The sequence below is a fragment of the Rathayibacter sp. VKM Ac-2929 genome (assembly GCF_022815495.1).
GTDB classification, from domain to species: Bacteria; Actinomycetota; Actinomycetes; order Actinomycetales; family Microbacteriaceae; genus Rathayibacter; species Rathayibacter festucae.
This window is the reverse complement of sequence record NZ_JALGRV010000003.1, coordinates 576,925-591,946: the sequence shown is the minus strand read 5'-3', so window position 1 is coordinate 591,946 and position 15,022 is coordinate 576,925. Positions and strand designations below refer to the sequence as shown.

Below are 15,022 nucleotides of genomic sequence, written 5' to 3'. Positions count from 1 at the left end.
CCACCCGGCCGCTCACTCGCCCGAGAAGGCTCGTTCCCCACCCGGAGAACGAGCCTTCTTGGGCGAGTCAGTCGCCTTTTGATGCTCGCGAGCCGTCGCCTCGGTGGAAGCGCAGGCGAGGTCGCAGGGCGGCTCCTAGCAACGAGGCAGCTCACTGCACCTCGCAAGACTCGATGCACCACAACCTGCTCTTTCAATCAGTTGCCCAACTGGTGAATGCGATGACGACCAGTGAACCAGAGGTCGGTCGATAACGATCTACGGAAGGTACCCAGATATCCGACCGGCTTGACGAAGACATCGACTTTCCATGAAGCGACACCCTTGACCGGGAGGCGATTACCCACGCGGATCAAATCGTGATACCAGGAGTCCATCGCTGACGAGACCAGAACCGCCCGTCGTTGAGAGGGGTCCGATTGCATGATGACTGCGCTCGGATCACCGTTCCCCCTTTCGACTAGCGAACGTGTCAGATGGAGTCCATCTCCGTCCGGGCCGAAGTTCTCGAAGTTGTCGCCCTCGCGTTTCCGTAGCGCAAGCCACTCCGACCATCTGGCCGAGAGGTTCTCGCCATTAGATGTCGCCGCGGATCCACTCTCAGCGTCCAAGAGCCCGAGAACAGGCTGGCGGTTTACGAGCCAAGCGACGTAGACATCCAAAGCCCCATCCTCGTCCCAAACATCCTTAATGAGGGCGAGCGTCGAATCTTCCGTCGGCTTCCCGTTGTCGTACCACCATTGAAATCCACGATGCGGGTGCGCCCAACCGAGGCGATACATCACGAGGTAATGTAGAGCTCCCCAATATCCGAGTGACTGGCTGTGCTCATCACCGAAGCGCGGTAAGGCGGGGACGCGCAACACGCTTCCTGGCGCGGCGAGCGATCTGACCATGTCCGGCACGGCCCAATACCAGTCGATTTGTCCGCCGAATTCTCTCGCACTAGCTCGTCTGATCAGATTCGCATCGAAGTGAGTACGCTCGACGGCCCGACCTGCTTGCTTTTCCATGTGCCCAGCTCCCGAGTCGATCACCTTGTCAGAGGGAGAAGTAGTAGTCCCGCAGCAGGGCTGCCATCTGCTTGCGGCGCTCGATGAGGAACGCCGGGTAGTCGGCCGCGACGGCGCCGAGGAGGCTCTCGGGCACGCCCGATGAGCGGAAGTTGGCGAGCATCTCCTCCTCGGTCGTGATGTCGCCGATGTCCGGGGTCCCGGCCTCGATCTGTGCGCGCACCCGCGCTCCGTACTCGGCGGGCGCGAGCTTGCCGATCCGGATGTTGACCGGCGTCTCGGCGAGGACGTAGTTGGCGATCTGGTTGTGGTCGGAGCGGTCGTTGACGCCGCTCGCCTGCAGGTACGCCTTCGGGAATAGGTGGTGGATGTCGCCCATGCCCGAGTCGCCGAGCATGTCGGAGGCGCCGACGTGGTTCGAGAGGAAGCCGCGCGCCCCGCGCTTCACCATCGCCGCGAGGTAGACGACGAAGTAGGGGCTCCGGCTGCTGGAGGTGACCAGGTCCAGAGGAAGGCCTTCCGTCCAGTACGCCTCCGAAAGAGCGCTGCGCTCGATCGACTCGAGGTACGCCTGAGCACCCATCTCGCGGAGGCGCCGCAGGTCGAGCTCCCAGGTCGTCTCGAAGCTGCCGGAGTGGCGGCCGAGCAGCATAGACATCACGAACCAGCGCCGCACGATCCGCTGGATCTCCGGCGTCGACAGGTCGCCCTCGTCCGAGAGCCTCAGGAACAGCGCGTAAGCGAAGTTCACGGCGTTACGCGAGGTGATCAGCGACGGCGAGATGAATCCGGCCGAACTGAGCGTCATCAGGAACTGGGTGAACCGGTACCGGTTGGTGATGCGGTAAAGCGCGCGCTCGAGCCGCTCGAACGACTCCTGGGCGATCGCGTCGTCGAACTTCTTCGTCTCGAAGTCGCGCCCCGAGAGGTAGCTCACCATCGCGACCATCCGGCCGCGATCGAACTCGATGAGGCCCGCGACGCGCAGCACGTCCTGATAGGTCGGGTCGTAGAGGTCGCTGGCGTCGTCCTTTAGCCAGCTGATCTTCGAGAAGTAGTCGGTCTCGGCGAAGGACGGGTCGTTCTCCCGGATGATCTCGTGGAAGTGCGGCGCGACCGCGAGGTGCGAGAAGTAGTCGATAAACTTGCGCAGCTGCGCTCCGTACTCGCCGTAGGAGGCGATCTTGCTCATCGCGAAGTCGGCGGGGGTGAGCCGCGCTCCGCTCGAGTTGATCCGCACGAAGATCTCGGTGACGGTCTCGATGTCGAGGTTCTCCGCGAGATCGATGATGCCGACCTGGCGGGTCCGCACATTCATCAGCTTCGAGAAGTTCGTCTCCACGATCGACCGGTCGGCGTCGGGGTTCTTCTCGAGGTACTCGCGCACGAGTCCGAAGAGGTTCTCGGGCTTCATCACCGCGGCGATGTCGGGCAGCCACTCCGGGTTGTTCCGGAGGACGGGGGTGTAGGTCTCGAAGCTCTCCGTCAGCGGGTTGAACGCGATCTGCATCCGCGTCTTCTTGTAGTCCTTCGTCACGATCGACCCGCCGGCGAGCGCCGTCGTCAGAGCCGTCACCCGCTGCTGGCCGTCGATCAGGATCTGCTTCGAGCCGGACAGCGAGCCGTCCTTCAATCGCACAGCAGTGTTCTGCCACGTGATCAGATAGCCGACCGGGTAGCCCTGGTAGAGCGAGTCGATGAGGTCGCGCACCTTCGTGCTCGACCAGACGAACGGCCGCTGGATCTCGGGGATCGCGATCTTGCCGGTCTCTACCCAGTTGAGCACGTTGCCCACCGAGTGCTGGGCGACGGTGTACTTGTCCATGGAGGGGACCTCTCGAGTGCGTTTGCGGAAGACGCTGCCGGCGACCGTGCGATTGCACGGATCGTTTGTTTCTAGAACGGACGCACCCCACGCAGATGCGCGTCAATGGCGACCTCGGTCAGCCCGCGATCGCGTGCTTCCCGCCCGAGCTGTGCTCCAGCAGCGGATCCGTCCGCCGCTCCCCGTCCGGAAGGTCCATCGCCGCAGCAAGCAGATTCCCGAGCCGACGAGCGCGCTCCAATCCGTCCTGCTTCGACGCCCACCCATCGAAGGTGAGCCTGATGTTCTCGGCCTTCGTGATGACGTCGAGCACCGGGCTCTGGCCGGCCCGCTCCGTGAAACGCACGTACCGGATGTCGTCGAGCGGGAAGTCGCGCTCGACGACCCCCTGCTTGCGCAGCGCGCCCTGCTCTGACACGAACACGCGATCGCGAGTGATTCCGAGGTAGGCGTTCGCTCCGACGAGGCGCTCGAGGTTGACGTCCGCGAGGGCCAGCAGCTCGCTGCCCTCCGGCAGCACCAGGCTCAGGATGCGCAGGACCTCCGCAGGAGCGTCGCCGTTGAACGCGACGACGGCGGGCTCGAGCGCAGCGGGCTTCGACCACGGACGATTCCGGATCTCGGCGACGCGCTCCGCCAGGGCGCCCGACATCGCGACGGCCTCGCGGATGCTCCGGCGCTTCGCGGTGAACGGGATGCTCGGCTCACCCGGCAGTTCGACGAGCAGGCGGCATTGGCGCTCGAGGTCGCCGAGGAGCCGCGCGATGTCGTCCATCGCCTTCGTGTGCTCCCGCTCCGTCTCCTCGACCAGGCCGGCGAGGAGCCGCTCGTTCTCGACCGAGTTCGCGGTGTCGTGGCTGATCCGACCGGCGCGCAGGACCTGCGAGCGGTACCAGGAGCCCTCTGCCATCAGCAGCCCGTGAGCGTCGGCGAGGATCGGCTCGATGTTCCGCTGGAGGTAGGTGCGGCGGGTCTTCGCATCGGTGTCGAGGGCGGCGACGTGGCGCTGCACGAAGCTCGAGAAGAGGTGACGCTGCTTCCGCAGGTCGGCTTCCCGCGTCGCGACGGCGGCGAAGATGTGGTCGTTGACGATGCCCGCCATCTGCGCCTCCCGAGCCGCGCGCATCGTCGTCTCGTGCAGCCCGAGGAGCGTGGCCCACTGATCGCCGTGCAACGCCATCAGGACGTCGCGGGTCAGCGCGATGTTCTCGTCGACCCGACGGGAGATCGACGCCAGCTGCAGCTGAAGGGCCAGCAGAGCAGCGGCGGGTCCGAGAGAGGAGAGCACGGTGGCACTCTGCGCTCCGACGGCCGGCGCCCAGCGCACCGAGGAGACGATCTTCCCGTTGCTGACGATCGATCCGAGGTTCCAGCCACCCGAGACCATGGGCTGCGCTGACTTCAACGCCGCCAGCGTCTCGGGCGCCAGACGCACCAGACCCTGCGCTGACATCGCTCCTTGAACGCCCTGCGCAATGGTGTTCGCCGCTCCGACCCCGATGCCGAGCTTGTCGACGAGCTCCTGCCTCTTCGGCTCGCTCATCATCTCGAAAGGGAAGAAGTCGAGATCAGTGGGGGCTTTGTCGGCGAAGAGCACTGCCACACCGGGCTCCACTTCGACCAACGTCATCGAGGGCTCGTCCGCGGAGTTCTCTTCGGTACCAGGGGTCACTTCGTGCGATGAAGACATGCGAGCTCTCATAGATCGTTCAGTGGTCGCCGCGGGCGACTCGGGGTGTCGGGAATCCCGACGCTACAGGTATCCGCCGACAGTCTCCGTTGCCGAGGAGATCTCCTTCTCGTGCAGGGCGGCTCATCCCGTACGGTGACAATCAATCAGGGGGAATCAATATGGTCATCGGATACCGAGCCGTCTTTCGGCTCGACGACTCTGCGGATGCCATCGAGGTGGCTGAACGAGCACTGCGCGACTGGCTGCGGTCGAAGCTCAGAACCGGTCGCAATCGCGGAAGCCTCACGACGGCCGAATGGGACGGCGAGGGCGAATTCGATCTGGGCGGCAGCGGCCGCCTGCGCGCCAGCCACCGGGACGATCCGGCGAACAGTCGCTGGCTCCGCAGCTACCGGTTCTCGGAGTCGAACTCGGGGAGGACCTTCGACGTCTCGGTGCTCGCCATCTCCACCCCGGAGGCCGAGGGCTTCACCCAGTCGCTGGTCGTCGAAGCGGGCGTGAGCGACGGGGGCTCCGCCGATCCTGTCGAGGTCGTCGCTCCGCCGAACATCGTGAGGACCCTCCTCCGCGACTCGAGGGTCGTCGAGGGCCGCACCCTCCTGAGCGCCGACCCGGTTCTGGTCGACGATCGGAAGGGAATCGACGCCGTCCTCGCCGGGATCACCGACCCCACACGGACGTGCTCCGTCATCGTGGCGACGTCTGTGGACGCGGCGTCCGACGTCGCCTTCATGCGGATCGTGACCAGCCTGACCCGCAGGAGCGTCGGCGTCGCGACCACGTACGTGATCGGCGCCGACATCGTCGAGCAGTTCGAGCAGCGCCTGACCGACAGCCATCAGGTGCCCCGTGGACGGGTCCGCACGTTCCTCCCGGGAGTCGATCTCTTGTCCCGCCAGGACGCGCTGAGGCATCGCGTGCTCGGGCCTGCGACGTTCGCGCGGGCGATCTCCAACGGGCGTGTCTCCGAGCACCTGCAGATCGCCCACGCGGCGGCGATGAAGAGGCAGTTCCTCGCCCTCGGACTGCCTGCCGACGTCCGGCAAGCGCTCGACGAGCTGGGGCAGGCGGAGAGCCGCGTCCACCGCCGCGCTCTCGTGGACGCCCGGATCTCCCTCCCCGCCGCCACCGAGCAGGACTCTCCCGAGCCGGTCTCCGAGGCGCCGACGCCCGTCTCAGCCCGCTCCTCCGTCGAGGCCGGGTCCTCGCTCGAGACCCTCCTCACCTTCTCGGAGGATCGCGACGAGCCGGCCGCGAAGATCCCGTCCACATCCTTCCTTTCCCGCGTCCGTCGTCTGTTGTCCCGATGGGTCCGCGTCGACAGCGCCGATGAGGAGACCCTCGATCGTCTCGACCGATTCATCGAGACGAGGGCCTCCGAGGTCGCCGTCGCCGAGGAGGAGCTGGATCGGCAGGGGCGGGAGCAGTCGGCGCTCACCGCGGCGAACACCGAGCTGAACCAGCGGATCGACGCGGTCTTCCTCGATCTGGCGGTGGAGAGCGAAACGCTCCGGCGCGCGGAGCGGGAGGCGCGGTACTACCGGGAGCAGCTGGCCGCCTTGAAGGCGTTCGACCGGCTCGTCGTCCCCAGGGATTCCGCCTGGGAACCGCCCGGCTCGATGTCCGAGTTGATCGAGTGTCTGCGCGACTCCGACGACTCCGCCCGCGGCTTCATCGCGAACCGCGTCGAATTCCACGGACGGATGTCGGACGCCGAGGACGTCGACAAGAGGGACGGTCTGGGGCAGTACTCCGCGAAGGTGTGGGACTTCATCCATGTGCTCCACGACTATGCGGAGGCCAAGGCCGCCGGGTGGGAACGAGGAACGGTGCACACCTATCTCACGTCGGACGATGCTCCCTCCGGATTCAAATGCACCCCGTCGCGCCACGCGGCGACGGAGAGCGAATCCGTCCTCGGCAACAGCGCCTGGGCCGGAGAGCGGATGCTGCCTGTTCCCACATCGGTCCAGTCGTCGGGGCTTGTGATGATGTCCGCGCACTTCAAAGTGTCGACCAATGATTCGTTCGCTCCGCGGATGCACTACTTCAACGACACGGACCGCACGGGGAAGATCTACATCGGCTACATCGGCCGCCACCTGACGACGACGCGCTCCTGACGAAGAATCGAATCGCCGGTGTCGGCGCTCCTCAATAGGATCGAGCAACGCCGTGGTGGGATGCCGCGGGTCGGAGGGGAACCCGTCGCATGAACGACTTCGAGTACCGCCAGCTGGTCGACCGCGCTCTGAACGCGGTCGTCGACGGGCTGCTCCCCACCGTGAACAGCGTCCTCGCCGCCCACATCGGGCCCGATGAGGACTGGACCGTCGTCCTCCGGGCGCACGATCTAGCCGCACCAAGCGCTCAGAACCGGAACCAGAAGTACGGCGAGCGCGACTTCGGTCTCCTGGTGCGGCTGCTCACCAGCGACCTGGATCCGCTGGGACGCCCGTTCGCCCGGGCGATCTCGCCGCTGGCCGAAGGCTGCCTGAAGAACCTGCGCCGGGTGCGCAACGACTGGGCCCACGGCGAACCGTTCGACCGCCCGAAGACGAACCGGGCCATCGAGGCCGCGCAGACCCTCCTGCAGGAGATCGCCATGGATCACCTCGCCGAGGAACTGGGCGAGGTGCGGCGCCGCATGCTCGCGGAGGCCGACCGCAGTGCAACGCCGGAGCCGGGTGCTGATGTGCCCGCCACTGATGGCCACGCTGCCGTCGAGGAGACTGCTGACGCGCCGATGGCAGAGGAGCCTGAAGCGGCGGCGACCGAACCGACCGGGCCGCCCCTCGAGCACACCTCCGCGACCTCCGACCCGCCCCTTCGCCGCCCTCGCGGAGCGGCGCGCTACGAGGGCCTCGCGCCCGACGTCGACGACGCACCCACCACCCCGGCCCCCGCCCTCACGATCGAGATCGACGCCCACCACGAGCTGTCCTACGCGATGGCCAACGCCCGCATCCAGCCCGTGACGCGGATCCTCGTCCGCAACACCGGGGAGGAGCTGCGCGGCGCCTCGCTCGACCTCGAGGTCGTCGACGCCAACGGCTCGCTCGGCGGGCCGCGCACGATCCGACTCGACCTCGCCGCCGGGCAGGACAAGGCGCTCGAGAGCGTCGCGCTGACCCTCGACCCGGCACGAATGCTCGCGGTCGAGCAGCGGCGCCCGGGCCGCATCCGTGCCGTCCTGCGCACGGCGGACGGAGACGCGCTCGCCGAGAGCTCGGTCGACGTCACGGTCCTGGCGGCGAACGAGTGGAAGGCACGCCCGTTGCAGCTCGGACTCGAGCTGCTGTCCTCCTTCGCGCAGCCGAACGCCGCGGTGGTCGCGACGGTGCTCCGCGAGGCGGCCGATCTGCTCGGCGCCGCCTCCGGCAGGTCGGACCTGGACGGCTATCAGAGCCAGAGCGCCGAGCGCGTCGACCAGATCGTCGAGGCCGTCTGGGACGCGGTCCGTGCCCGCGGGATCGCCTACACGGAACCGCCGGCGAGCTGGGGCGAGGACGGCCAGAAGGTCCGCACCCCCGCCGAGGTCCTCGAGGGCCGCCTCGGCACCTGCCTCGACACCACCCTCACCCTCGCCGCGATCCTCGAGCAGGCGGGCATCAACAGCACCCTCTGGCTCACGCCGGGGCACATCTTCCTCGGCTACTGGCGCGTGGAGTCGACGCTCGGCACCGCCGCGTCGACCGACGTCGGCAGCGCGGTGAACCTCGCCGACATGGAGCAGATCCGGGTCGTCGAGACGACACTGCTGACCGGGGAGTCCCGAACCCTCACCGAGGCCCACCGGCTCGCGCAGGACCGCCACCTCGCCACCGGACCCGGCGCGCTGGTCGGCGTCGCCGACGTCCGAGAGGCGCGCAACAGCGGCATCTACCCGCTCCCGAGCCGGTCCGTCGGCTCGGACGGCGCCGTCACCGTGAACGAGTACACCCCGGCGAACTCGGAGTACCGGTTCGACTTCGACGGCCCGAACCGCGGCCGCCGCCGCGACGTCACCACCGGGCCCGCCCGCATCGCGACGTGGAAGAACGCGCTCCTCGACCTCAGCCTCCGCAACCGCCTGATCAACTACACCGACCGCGCCGGCTTCTCGCTCGCCGTGCCGGGCAGCGACCTGGCGCGCTTCGAGGACATCGTCAACCAGGGCACGGCGGTGCAGCTCGTCGCGTCCGACAGCATCTCGGACATCGCCCGCCAGCGGGGAGTCCAGAGCGGGAAGGACCTCCCTCCCGAGATCCGCTCCGAGATGCTCTTCGGGAAGAAGCAGGTCTTCGTCAGCGCCACCTCCGCCACGTACACCGACAAGCTCCGCAAGTTCGCCAGCTCCGCGAAGACGATCGTCGAGGAGACGGGCGCGAACAACCTCTATCTGGCCTTCGGCTCGCTGGTCTGGACGCTGGACAACCGCGAGCTGCGCTCGCCGATGGTCCTCGTGCCGGTGACGATCAAGGAGACCTCGCGCGGGTCCGTCTTCACCATCGCCCTCGACGAGTCCGGCTCGTCGACGCCCAACTTCTGCCTCGTCGAGAAGCTGAAGGTCAGCCTCGGCCTCGACCTCCCCGGGCTGGCGAACCCCGTCGAGGACGAGTCGGGCATCGACCTGCGCGCCGCCTTCGACTCGGTTCGGGCGACGCTGACTGCGCGCAACCTGCCCTTCCGCGTCGAGGAGACCGTCGACCTCGCTGTCCTCCAGTTCGCCAAGTATCGGCTCTGGAAGGACCTCGACGAGGACTGGGAGACCCTCGCCCGGAACCCGCTCGTCTCCCACCTGATCAACTCGCCGCTGGAGCCCTTCGAGGACCCGGCCGACGAGGAGCTGACGGTCGACCTCGAGGAGCTGTCCGCCTCGGTGCCCGTTCCCGCCGACGCCTCGCAGCTGGAGGCGGTGGCCGCTGCGGTCGCCGGCAAGACGTTCGTACTCGAGGGCCCTCCCGGCACCGGCAAGTCGCAGACGATCACCAACCTGCTCGCCCGGGCTCTCGCCGACGGCAAGCGCGTCCTGTTCGTCGCGGAGAAGCGCGCGGCACTCGACGTCGTGAAGCGCCGGCTCCAGGACGTCGGCCTCGGCCCGTTCTGCCTCGACCTGCACGACAAGGGCGCCCGCCCCGCGGAGGCCCGAGCGCAGATCCGCGCGGCACTCGATTTCGCGGTGCGCCCCGACGTCAACGGGCACGCGTCGAACCAGCTCACCGTCGAGGCCTCGGTGCGAGGGCTCCGCCGGTACGCCGACCGCCTGCACGACGAGAACTCGGCCGGCTACTCGCTCTACGAGGCGCGCCAGCGCGAGATCCTCGCCGAGGAGCACGTGCAGCCCCTGGCGGTCCCGCACACCCTGATCGAGAACGGGGACAGCGAGCAGTTCGACGAGATCCGTCGCGCCCTGCGCCTGCTTCCCGACGCGTCGGACGCCGCCCGCCCCCGCCCGGACCACCCCTGGGCGCTCGTCTCCCCGCTCGCACTCGGCGACGACACCGCGGACGCCCTCGCGGCAGCCGCCGACGAGCTCGACGCCGCACTGGCCGAGCTCGATCGTCTCGACGTCCCGACCGCGACGTTCTCGTTCCCGATGGACGCGACCGCACTCGCGCCGCTCCTCGCCGCCGCCGAGGCGGACGCCCGCCCGCTGAGCACTCTCGACCGTCTCGCACACCCGGACTGGGACGGCCATCTGGCTCAGGCTCAGGCCGAGCTGCTGCGCATCGCACCCACGCGCTTCGAGATCCTCGGCTGGATCGACGAGGCGCTGATCGACCACGACCTCGACGACTTCAGGGCGATGGCCGTCGAGGCGAACGAGGCGGGGATCCTCTCTCGGAAGAAGCGACGGCGCGAGGTGCGCGACATGCTCGCGCCGTACCTCCGCGTGGACCCGGAGTCCGTGAACCTCGAGCGCCTGGTCGACCTCGCCGATCAGCTGCTCGCGGCTCGCGAGCACGCGAAGTACGTCCAGAGCGTTGTCCAGCACGTCTCCGCACCGCTCACGCCCGACGGCTGGAGTCCCTTCGACGGCGACCTCCTGCGCCGCATAGCGGCCGAGCTGGGTGTCCTGCGCCGCCTGCGCGGAATCGTTGCCGGTCAGGGAGCGAACGAGGTCGTCGACGGCGAGCTGATCCGACGCGTCTACGCGGGACCCGATCGAGCAGCTGTCGGGGCCGCGGTCCGCCGCTTCGTCGACGCCTCGTCCGCCGTCGCGCGTCTCGCGGGGGCGCCCTCCGCCGAGTTCGAGCGCTGGAGCGACGGGACCACCCCGCTCGAGCGCTGGCGGGCGACCCGTCTCGAGCGCGGCGAGGGGCGGTCCGCCGTCCGCTCACTCGGGACCTGGCTGACGCTGCTGCAGCAGCTCGAGCCCCTGCGCCGCGGCGGCATGGTCGAGGCGCGGCAGCGCTACCTCGACGGCCTGGACGACGCGGACGAGGCGCTCCTCGCCTTCGAGAAGGGCCTCGCCTCGACGTCCGTGCAGGAGCGCCTGAGCCGCACCGGTCTCGAATCGTTCGAGACGGCCGCGCACGAGAAGCTCCTCGCCCGGTACGTCTCCGGGAGCACGGCCGTGCGCGGCGAGCTGCCGCGGATCATCCCCGCGCAGGTCCTGAAGCGCCGCGACCTGAGCTCGGTCCCCTCGGCGATGATGGGCGGGCTGAAGCGGCAGCTCGAGTACAAGCTCCGCGGCATGAAGGTCCGCCGCCTGATGGAGGAGTACGGCCCGCTCATCACCAAGATCGCGCCGTGCACCCTGATGAGCCCGGAGTCGGTGGCGCGCTTCCTGCCCGTCGACGCCGACCTGTACGACATCGTCGTCTTCGACGAGGCCTCGCAGGTCCGGGTGGCGGACGCCGTCGGAGCGCTCGGCCGCGCTCGCAGCGCGGTGATCGTGGGCGACAGCAAGCAGATGCCGCCGACGAGCTTCGCCGAGACCGGCGCCACGGAGGACGAGACAGCTCCGACGGACACGGTCGTCGACGAGGAGTCGATCCTCTCCGAGGCCTCGCAGGCGCGGGTGCCGTCGCGGTGGCTGTCCTGGCACTACCGCAGCCAGGACGAGCGGCTCATCGCCTTCAGCAACAGCCGGTACTACGACAGCCGGCTCTCCTCGTTCCCGACGCCCCACGACGGCGACACCGGCTCGGATCACGACGGCTACGGCATCTCCTTCGTCCGGGTCGACGGCACCTTCATCCGCACGGGTCGAGGCAGGACGCTGCGGACGAACGCGGCGGAGGCCGAGGCGATCGTCGCCGACGTGCACCGCCGCTTCGCCGCCTCCCCCGACGCCGTTCCCTCGCTCGGCATCATCACCTTCAACGCGCAGCAGCGCGACCTCATCGACGGGATGCTCCGCGGCTCCGCGGATGCCCGAGTCGCGCAGTCGCTCGACGTGCCCGACGGGTTGTTCGTGAAGAACCTCGAGAACGTGCAGGGCGACGAGCGCGACACGATCCTCTTCTCGATCGCGTTCAGCGCGAACGACAAGGGCGTGGTGCCCCTGCAGTTCGGTCCGCTGACCCGAGCCGGCGGCGAGCGGCGCTGGAACGTCGCGGTCACCCGCGCGCGGCGCCAGGTCGTGCTGTTCTGCAGCTTCGACCCCGCGGAGCTCCGCGCCGACGAGACGCAGTCGGTGGGCGTGAAGCATCTCAAGGCGTACCTCCAGATCGCGCAGTCCGGCTTCGGCGAGGGTGGTCCGGTTCTTGATCGCGCCTCGCTGCCCGACGCCCACCGCGACGAGCTCGCGGCGGCCCTGGTCGAGGCCGGGCTGACCGCTCGGGCCGACATCGGGCTCTCCGAGTTCCGCGTCGACATCGCCCTGGCGACGGCGGAGGAGCCGCACCGGCCGCTCGTGGCGGTCCTGCTCGACGGGCCGTCCTGGCGCGGCCGCCGCACCGTCAGCGACCGCGACGGACTGCCCGGATCGGTCCTCAAGAACGCGATGGGCTGGCCCGCCGTGGAGCGGGTCTGGCTGCCGGAGTGGCTCGCCGACCGCGACGCCGTCATCGCGCGGCTCACCGAAGCGGTCGAGCGTGCGGATGCTGAGATCCGAGCCGCTCGCGAGGAGGCCGCCGCGCTCGCCCCGACCGCCGACGCCGAGATCCCGGACGTCCTGGACGCCCACTCGATCGCAGTGATCAATCTCGACGACAGCGATTCGCCGATGCCCGAGGAAGCCCCCGTCCCGGTCCTTCCTGCCCTTCCGGAGCTCCTCGAGGACGTTCCCGTCCTCCGTGCCTACTCCGGCCCCGAGGCTGCGACGGCACCGTCGAGTGTCCTGCCGCCCGCGGCGGCCGGCGGCACTCTCGCCGAGATCTCCTACGACCCCTGGGAAGAGCGTCAGGTCGGCTCGAAGGACGTCCTCGACAGCCTCCCCTCCCCGGCATCCGCCCGGCAGATCGCCGACCTCGTGAGGGAGATCGTCGCGGCGGAGGGGCCGATCCACGAGGTCCGCGCAGCGAAGCTCATCGCGGGCGCCTTCGAACTGAACAAGGTCAGCGTGTCCCGCACGGCGAGCATCATCGCCTGCTTCCCGCTCAGCCTCCGGCGCCCGGACGACCCCCAGTTCCTCTGGGCCGAGGGCGTCGAGCCGGCCGGCTACCGCGCCGTCCGCTCGCGCCTCTACACGAGCGTCGAGAGGGTCTACGAGCACATCGATCCCTTCGAAGCGGCGAACGCGGTCGAGCTCTGCGTGCGCGCCTCACCGGGGATCGACCACCTCCTGCTCGTGCGCGCCACGATGATGCAGCTCGGTATCGTGCGGATGACCGACAACATCCGCAGCCTCGTCGACTCCTCGATCGCCGACGCACTGCGCCTCCGCAGGGTCGTCCACACCCCCTCGGGCAGCTACACGACGCCCTGACCCCCCTGTCCGCTTCCGGACACGTCCGCAAGCGGCTCTTCCGTCGGCGGCCGGGCGGCGTCAGACTCGACCGATCCCCTCTGCGTCCGCGGCAGCGCCACTCCCGCATCCACTTCAGGAGCCCGCCCGTGAGCACGAGCGCACCCCAGGCCTCCGCCGCGACCGAGGCCGAGACCGAGACCGGGACCGACGGAGCCGAGACCGCAGCCGCCTCCCGCCGCCCGCTCCGCGCGTGGCTGAGCCAGGGCTCCTACGGCCCCACCGATCTCACGCGGCGCGGTGTCCTGCTGGTCGTCGTGTCGGTCCTCGCCGTGCTCGTGCCGGTGGTGACCCTCACCCTGCTCGACGTCGACTCGCACGTCTCGCTGAAGGTCTGGATACTGGCCGTCACCGTGATCGCGCTGCTCGGGGCGCTGCTGCGCGTCGTCGCCGACATGCGGCCCGGCCCCCGCAGCGACCTCGACCGGGCCGGCAAGGCGGTCGGGGCGGTCGCGGCGCTGTTCACCGCGCTCGCGGTCATCATCGACTGGAGCCTGCTGCACCTGTAGCGGGGCACGCCCAGGACCCGCGCTCAGGAATGGGGCAGGAACCGCACCGGCGGGTCCGCGATGGACAGCCCGGACTCGCGCGGCGCCACCTCGATGGCGGCGTGCTCGCTCTCGGGGGCGGTGACCTGGACCTTGTCGACGCCGTCCGTCTGCGTGCCGTCGCTGCTGTCGGAGAAGCCCGTCACGCCGTGCCGCTCCAGAGGCTCGGCGAGCAGGGCGGCGTAGCGCTCCTGCTCCCCGGACCGGACCAGCGCGCTGATCGTCCAGCTGAACAGGGTCGCCCCGCCGACCGATTGACCGGTCGCGGCCACCGCCGCCAGGGAGAGCAGCCGTCGCCTCGCCATGCGACCAGGGCGTCTCGCCGGCACCCGTCCGGCCATCGCGGAGGGCCGCGCTCGGGCGAACGCGGGGTGAACGGACGTCGCCGGGCACAATGGGACGGTGCCGCCCACCCCCGCCGACCCGCGTCCGGATCCACAGCCGGACCCCGCCGCCGATCCGCGCGACGACCTGCCCGGCGACGGCCGCGACGAGACCGAGAACGAGCGGCTCGACCGCAACTGGAGCGAGATCCTGCAGGAGCTGCGGGTCATCCAGACCGGGACGCAGATCCTCACCGGGTTCCTGCTGGCGATCGCCTTCCAGCAGCGCTTCGAGGACCTCGACCTCTTCCAGACCGACGTCTACCTGGTGCTGATCAGCGGCTCGGTGCTCGCGACCCTGCTCGGGCTGGCGCCGGTCAGCCTGCACCGCGAGCTGTTCCGCCGCCGGGCGAAGCGGACGCTGGTGCGCGCGGCCGACGTCCTGCTGCGGCTGACGCTGATGGCGGTGGCGCTGGTGCTCGTGGGGACGGTGCTGCTGATCTTCGACGTCGTCACGACGCGGCCGCTCGCGATCACGATGGCGTCGATCACGGCGGTGCTGATCGCCGGCATCTGGCTGGCGCTGCCGTGGCGGATCCGGCGGCGCGGGTAACCACACGGCGGTTGCAGGGGGGGTGGATCTCGAGACGCCCGCTGCGCGGGCTACTCGATCAGCATGAAGGCGCGGATCTACTTGGAAGAGACACAGGCCGGCCATGCCGGT

At 69.1% G+C, this 15,022-nt stretch carries 8 protein-coding genes; 4 read left to right on the top strand and 4 right to left on the bottom strand.

Annotated elements, in window-relative coordinates:
- Positions 1-197: 197 nt before the first annotated feature.
- The 3 genes from MT355_RS11860 to MT355_RS11850 form a co-directional block, all read right to left on the bottom strand.
- On the bottom strand, positions 198-1,013 hold the full coding sequence (locus MT355_RS11860) for a hypothetical protein (RefSeq protein WP_243599682.1): 816 nt from the start codon (positions 1,011-1,013) through the stop codon (positions 198-200).
- A gap of 28 nt (positions 1,014-1,041) precedes the next feature.
- Positions 1,042-2,838, bottom strand: coding sequence for a DUF262 domain-containing protein (locus MT355_RS11855; protein ID WP_243599681.1), 1,797 nt, complete (start codon positions 2,836-2,838; stop codon positions 1,042-1,044).
- A gap of 118 nt (positions 2,839-2,956) precedes the next feature.
- Complete coding sequence (locus MT355_RS11850) at positions 2,957-4,468, bottom strand: hypothetical protein (RefSeq protein WP_243599680.1); 1,512 nt, start codon at positions 4,466-4,468, stop codon at positions 2,957-2,959.
- Between the two features lie 278 nt (positions 4,469-4,746).
- On the opposite strand from MT355_RS11850, the gene MT355_RS11845 reads away from it, so the two are divergent.
- The 3 genes from MT355_RS11845 to MT355_RS11835 all read left to right on the top strand — a co-directional run bounded on the left by MT355_RS11845 (position 4,747) and on the right by MT355_RS11835 (position 13,936).
- Positions 4,747-6,654, top strand: coding sequence for a hypothetical protein (locus MT355_RS11845; RefSeq protein WP_243599679.1), 1,908 nt, complete (start codon positions 4,747-4,749; stop codon positions 6,652-6,654).
- An 89-nt stretch (positions 6,655-6,743) separates the two neighbouring features.
- Complete coding sequence (locus tag MT355_RS11840) at positions 6,744-13,388, top strand: DUF3320 domain-containing protein (protein WP_243599678.1); 6,645 nt, start codon at positions 6,744-6,746, stop codon at positions 13,386-13,388.
- Between the two features lie 128 nt (positions 13,389-13,516).
- Positions 13,517-13,936, top strand: coding sequence for a hypothetical protein (locus MT355_RS11835; protein ID WP_243599677.1), 420 nt, complete (start codon positions 13,517-13,519; stop codon positions 13,934-13,936).
- A 23-nt stretch (positions 13,937-13,959) separates the two neighbouring features.
- Here the strand turns inward: MT355_RS11835 and MT355_RS11830 are convergent, their stop codons facing one another.
- Entirely contained in the window at positions 13,960-14,280 is a 321-nt protein-coding gene (locus MT355_RS11830) for a hypothetical protein (RefSeq protein WP_243599676.1), read from the bottom strand.
- Positions 14,281-14,377: 97 nt separating this feature from the next.
- Here MT355_RS11830 and MT355_RS11825 point away from each other — a divergent pair, with 97 nt between their 5' ends.
- On the top strand, positions 14,378-14,911 hold the full coding sequence (locus MT355_RS11825; protein ID WP_243599675.1) for a DUF6328 family protein: 534 nt from the start codon (positions 14,378-14,380) through the stop codon (positions 14,909-14,911).
- Positions 14,912-15,022 lie beyond the last annotated feature (111 nt).

What these genes read in the sequence shown, in the direction of transcription:
- MT355_RS11860 (WP_243599682.1), bottom strand. Translation starts at nt 1,013, where the DNA reads ATGGAAAAGCAAGCAGGTCGGGCCGTCGAGCGTACTCACTTCGATGCG.
- MT355_RS11855 (WP_243599681.1), bottom strand. Translation starts at nt 2,838, where the DNA reads ATGGACAAGTACACCGTCGCCCAGCACTCGGTGGGCAACGTGCTCAAC.
- MT355_RS11850 (WP_243599680.1), bottom strand. Translation starts at nt 4,468, where the DNA reads ATGACGTTGGTCGAAGTGGAGCCCGGTGTGGCAGTGCTCTTCGCCGAC.
- MT355_RS11840 (WP_243599678.1), top strand. Translation starts at nt 6,744, where the DNA reads ATGAACGACTTCGAGTACCGCCAGCTGGTCGACCGCGCTCTGAACGCG.
- MT355_RS11830 (WP_243599676.1), bottom strand. Translation starts at nt 14,280, where the DNA reads ATGGCGAGGCGACGGCTGCTCTCCCTGGCGGCGGTGGCCGCGACCGGT.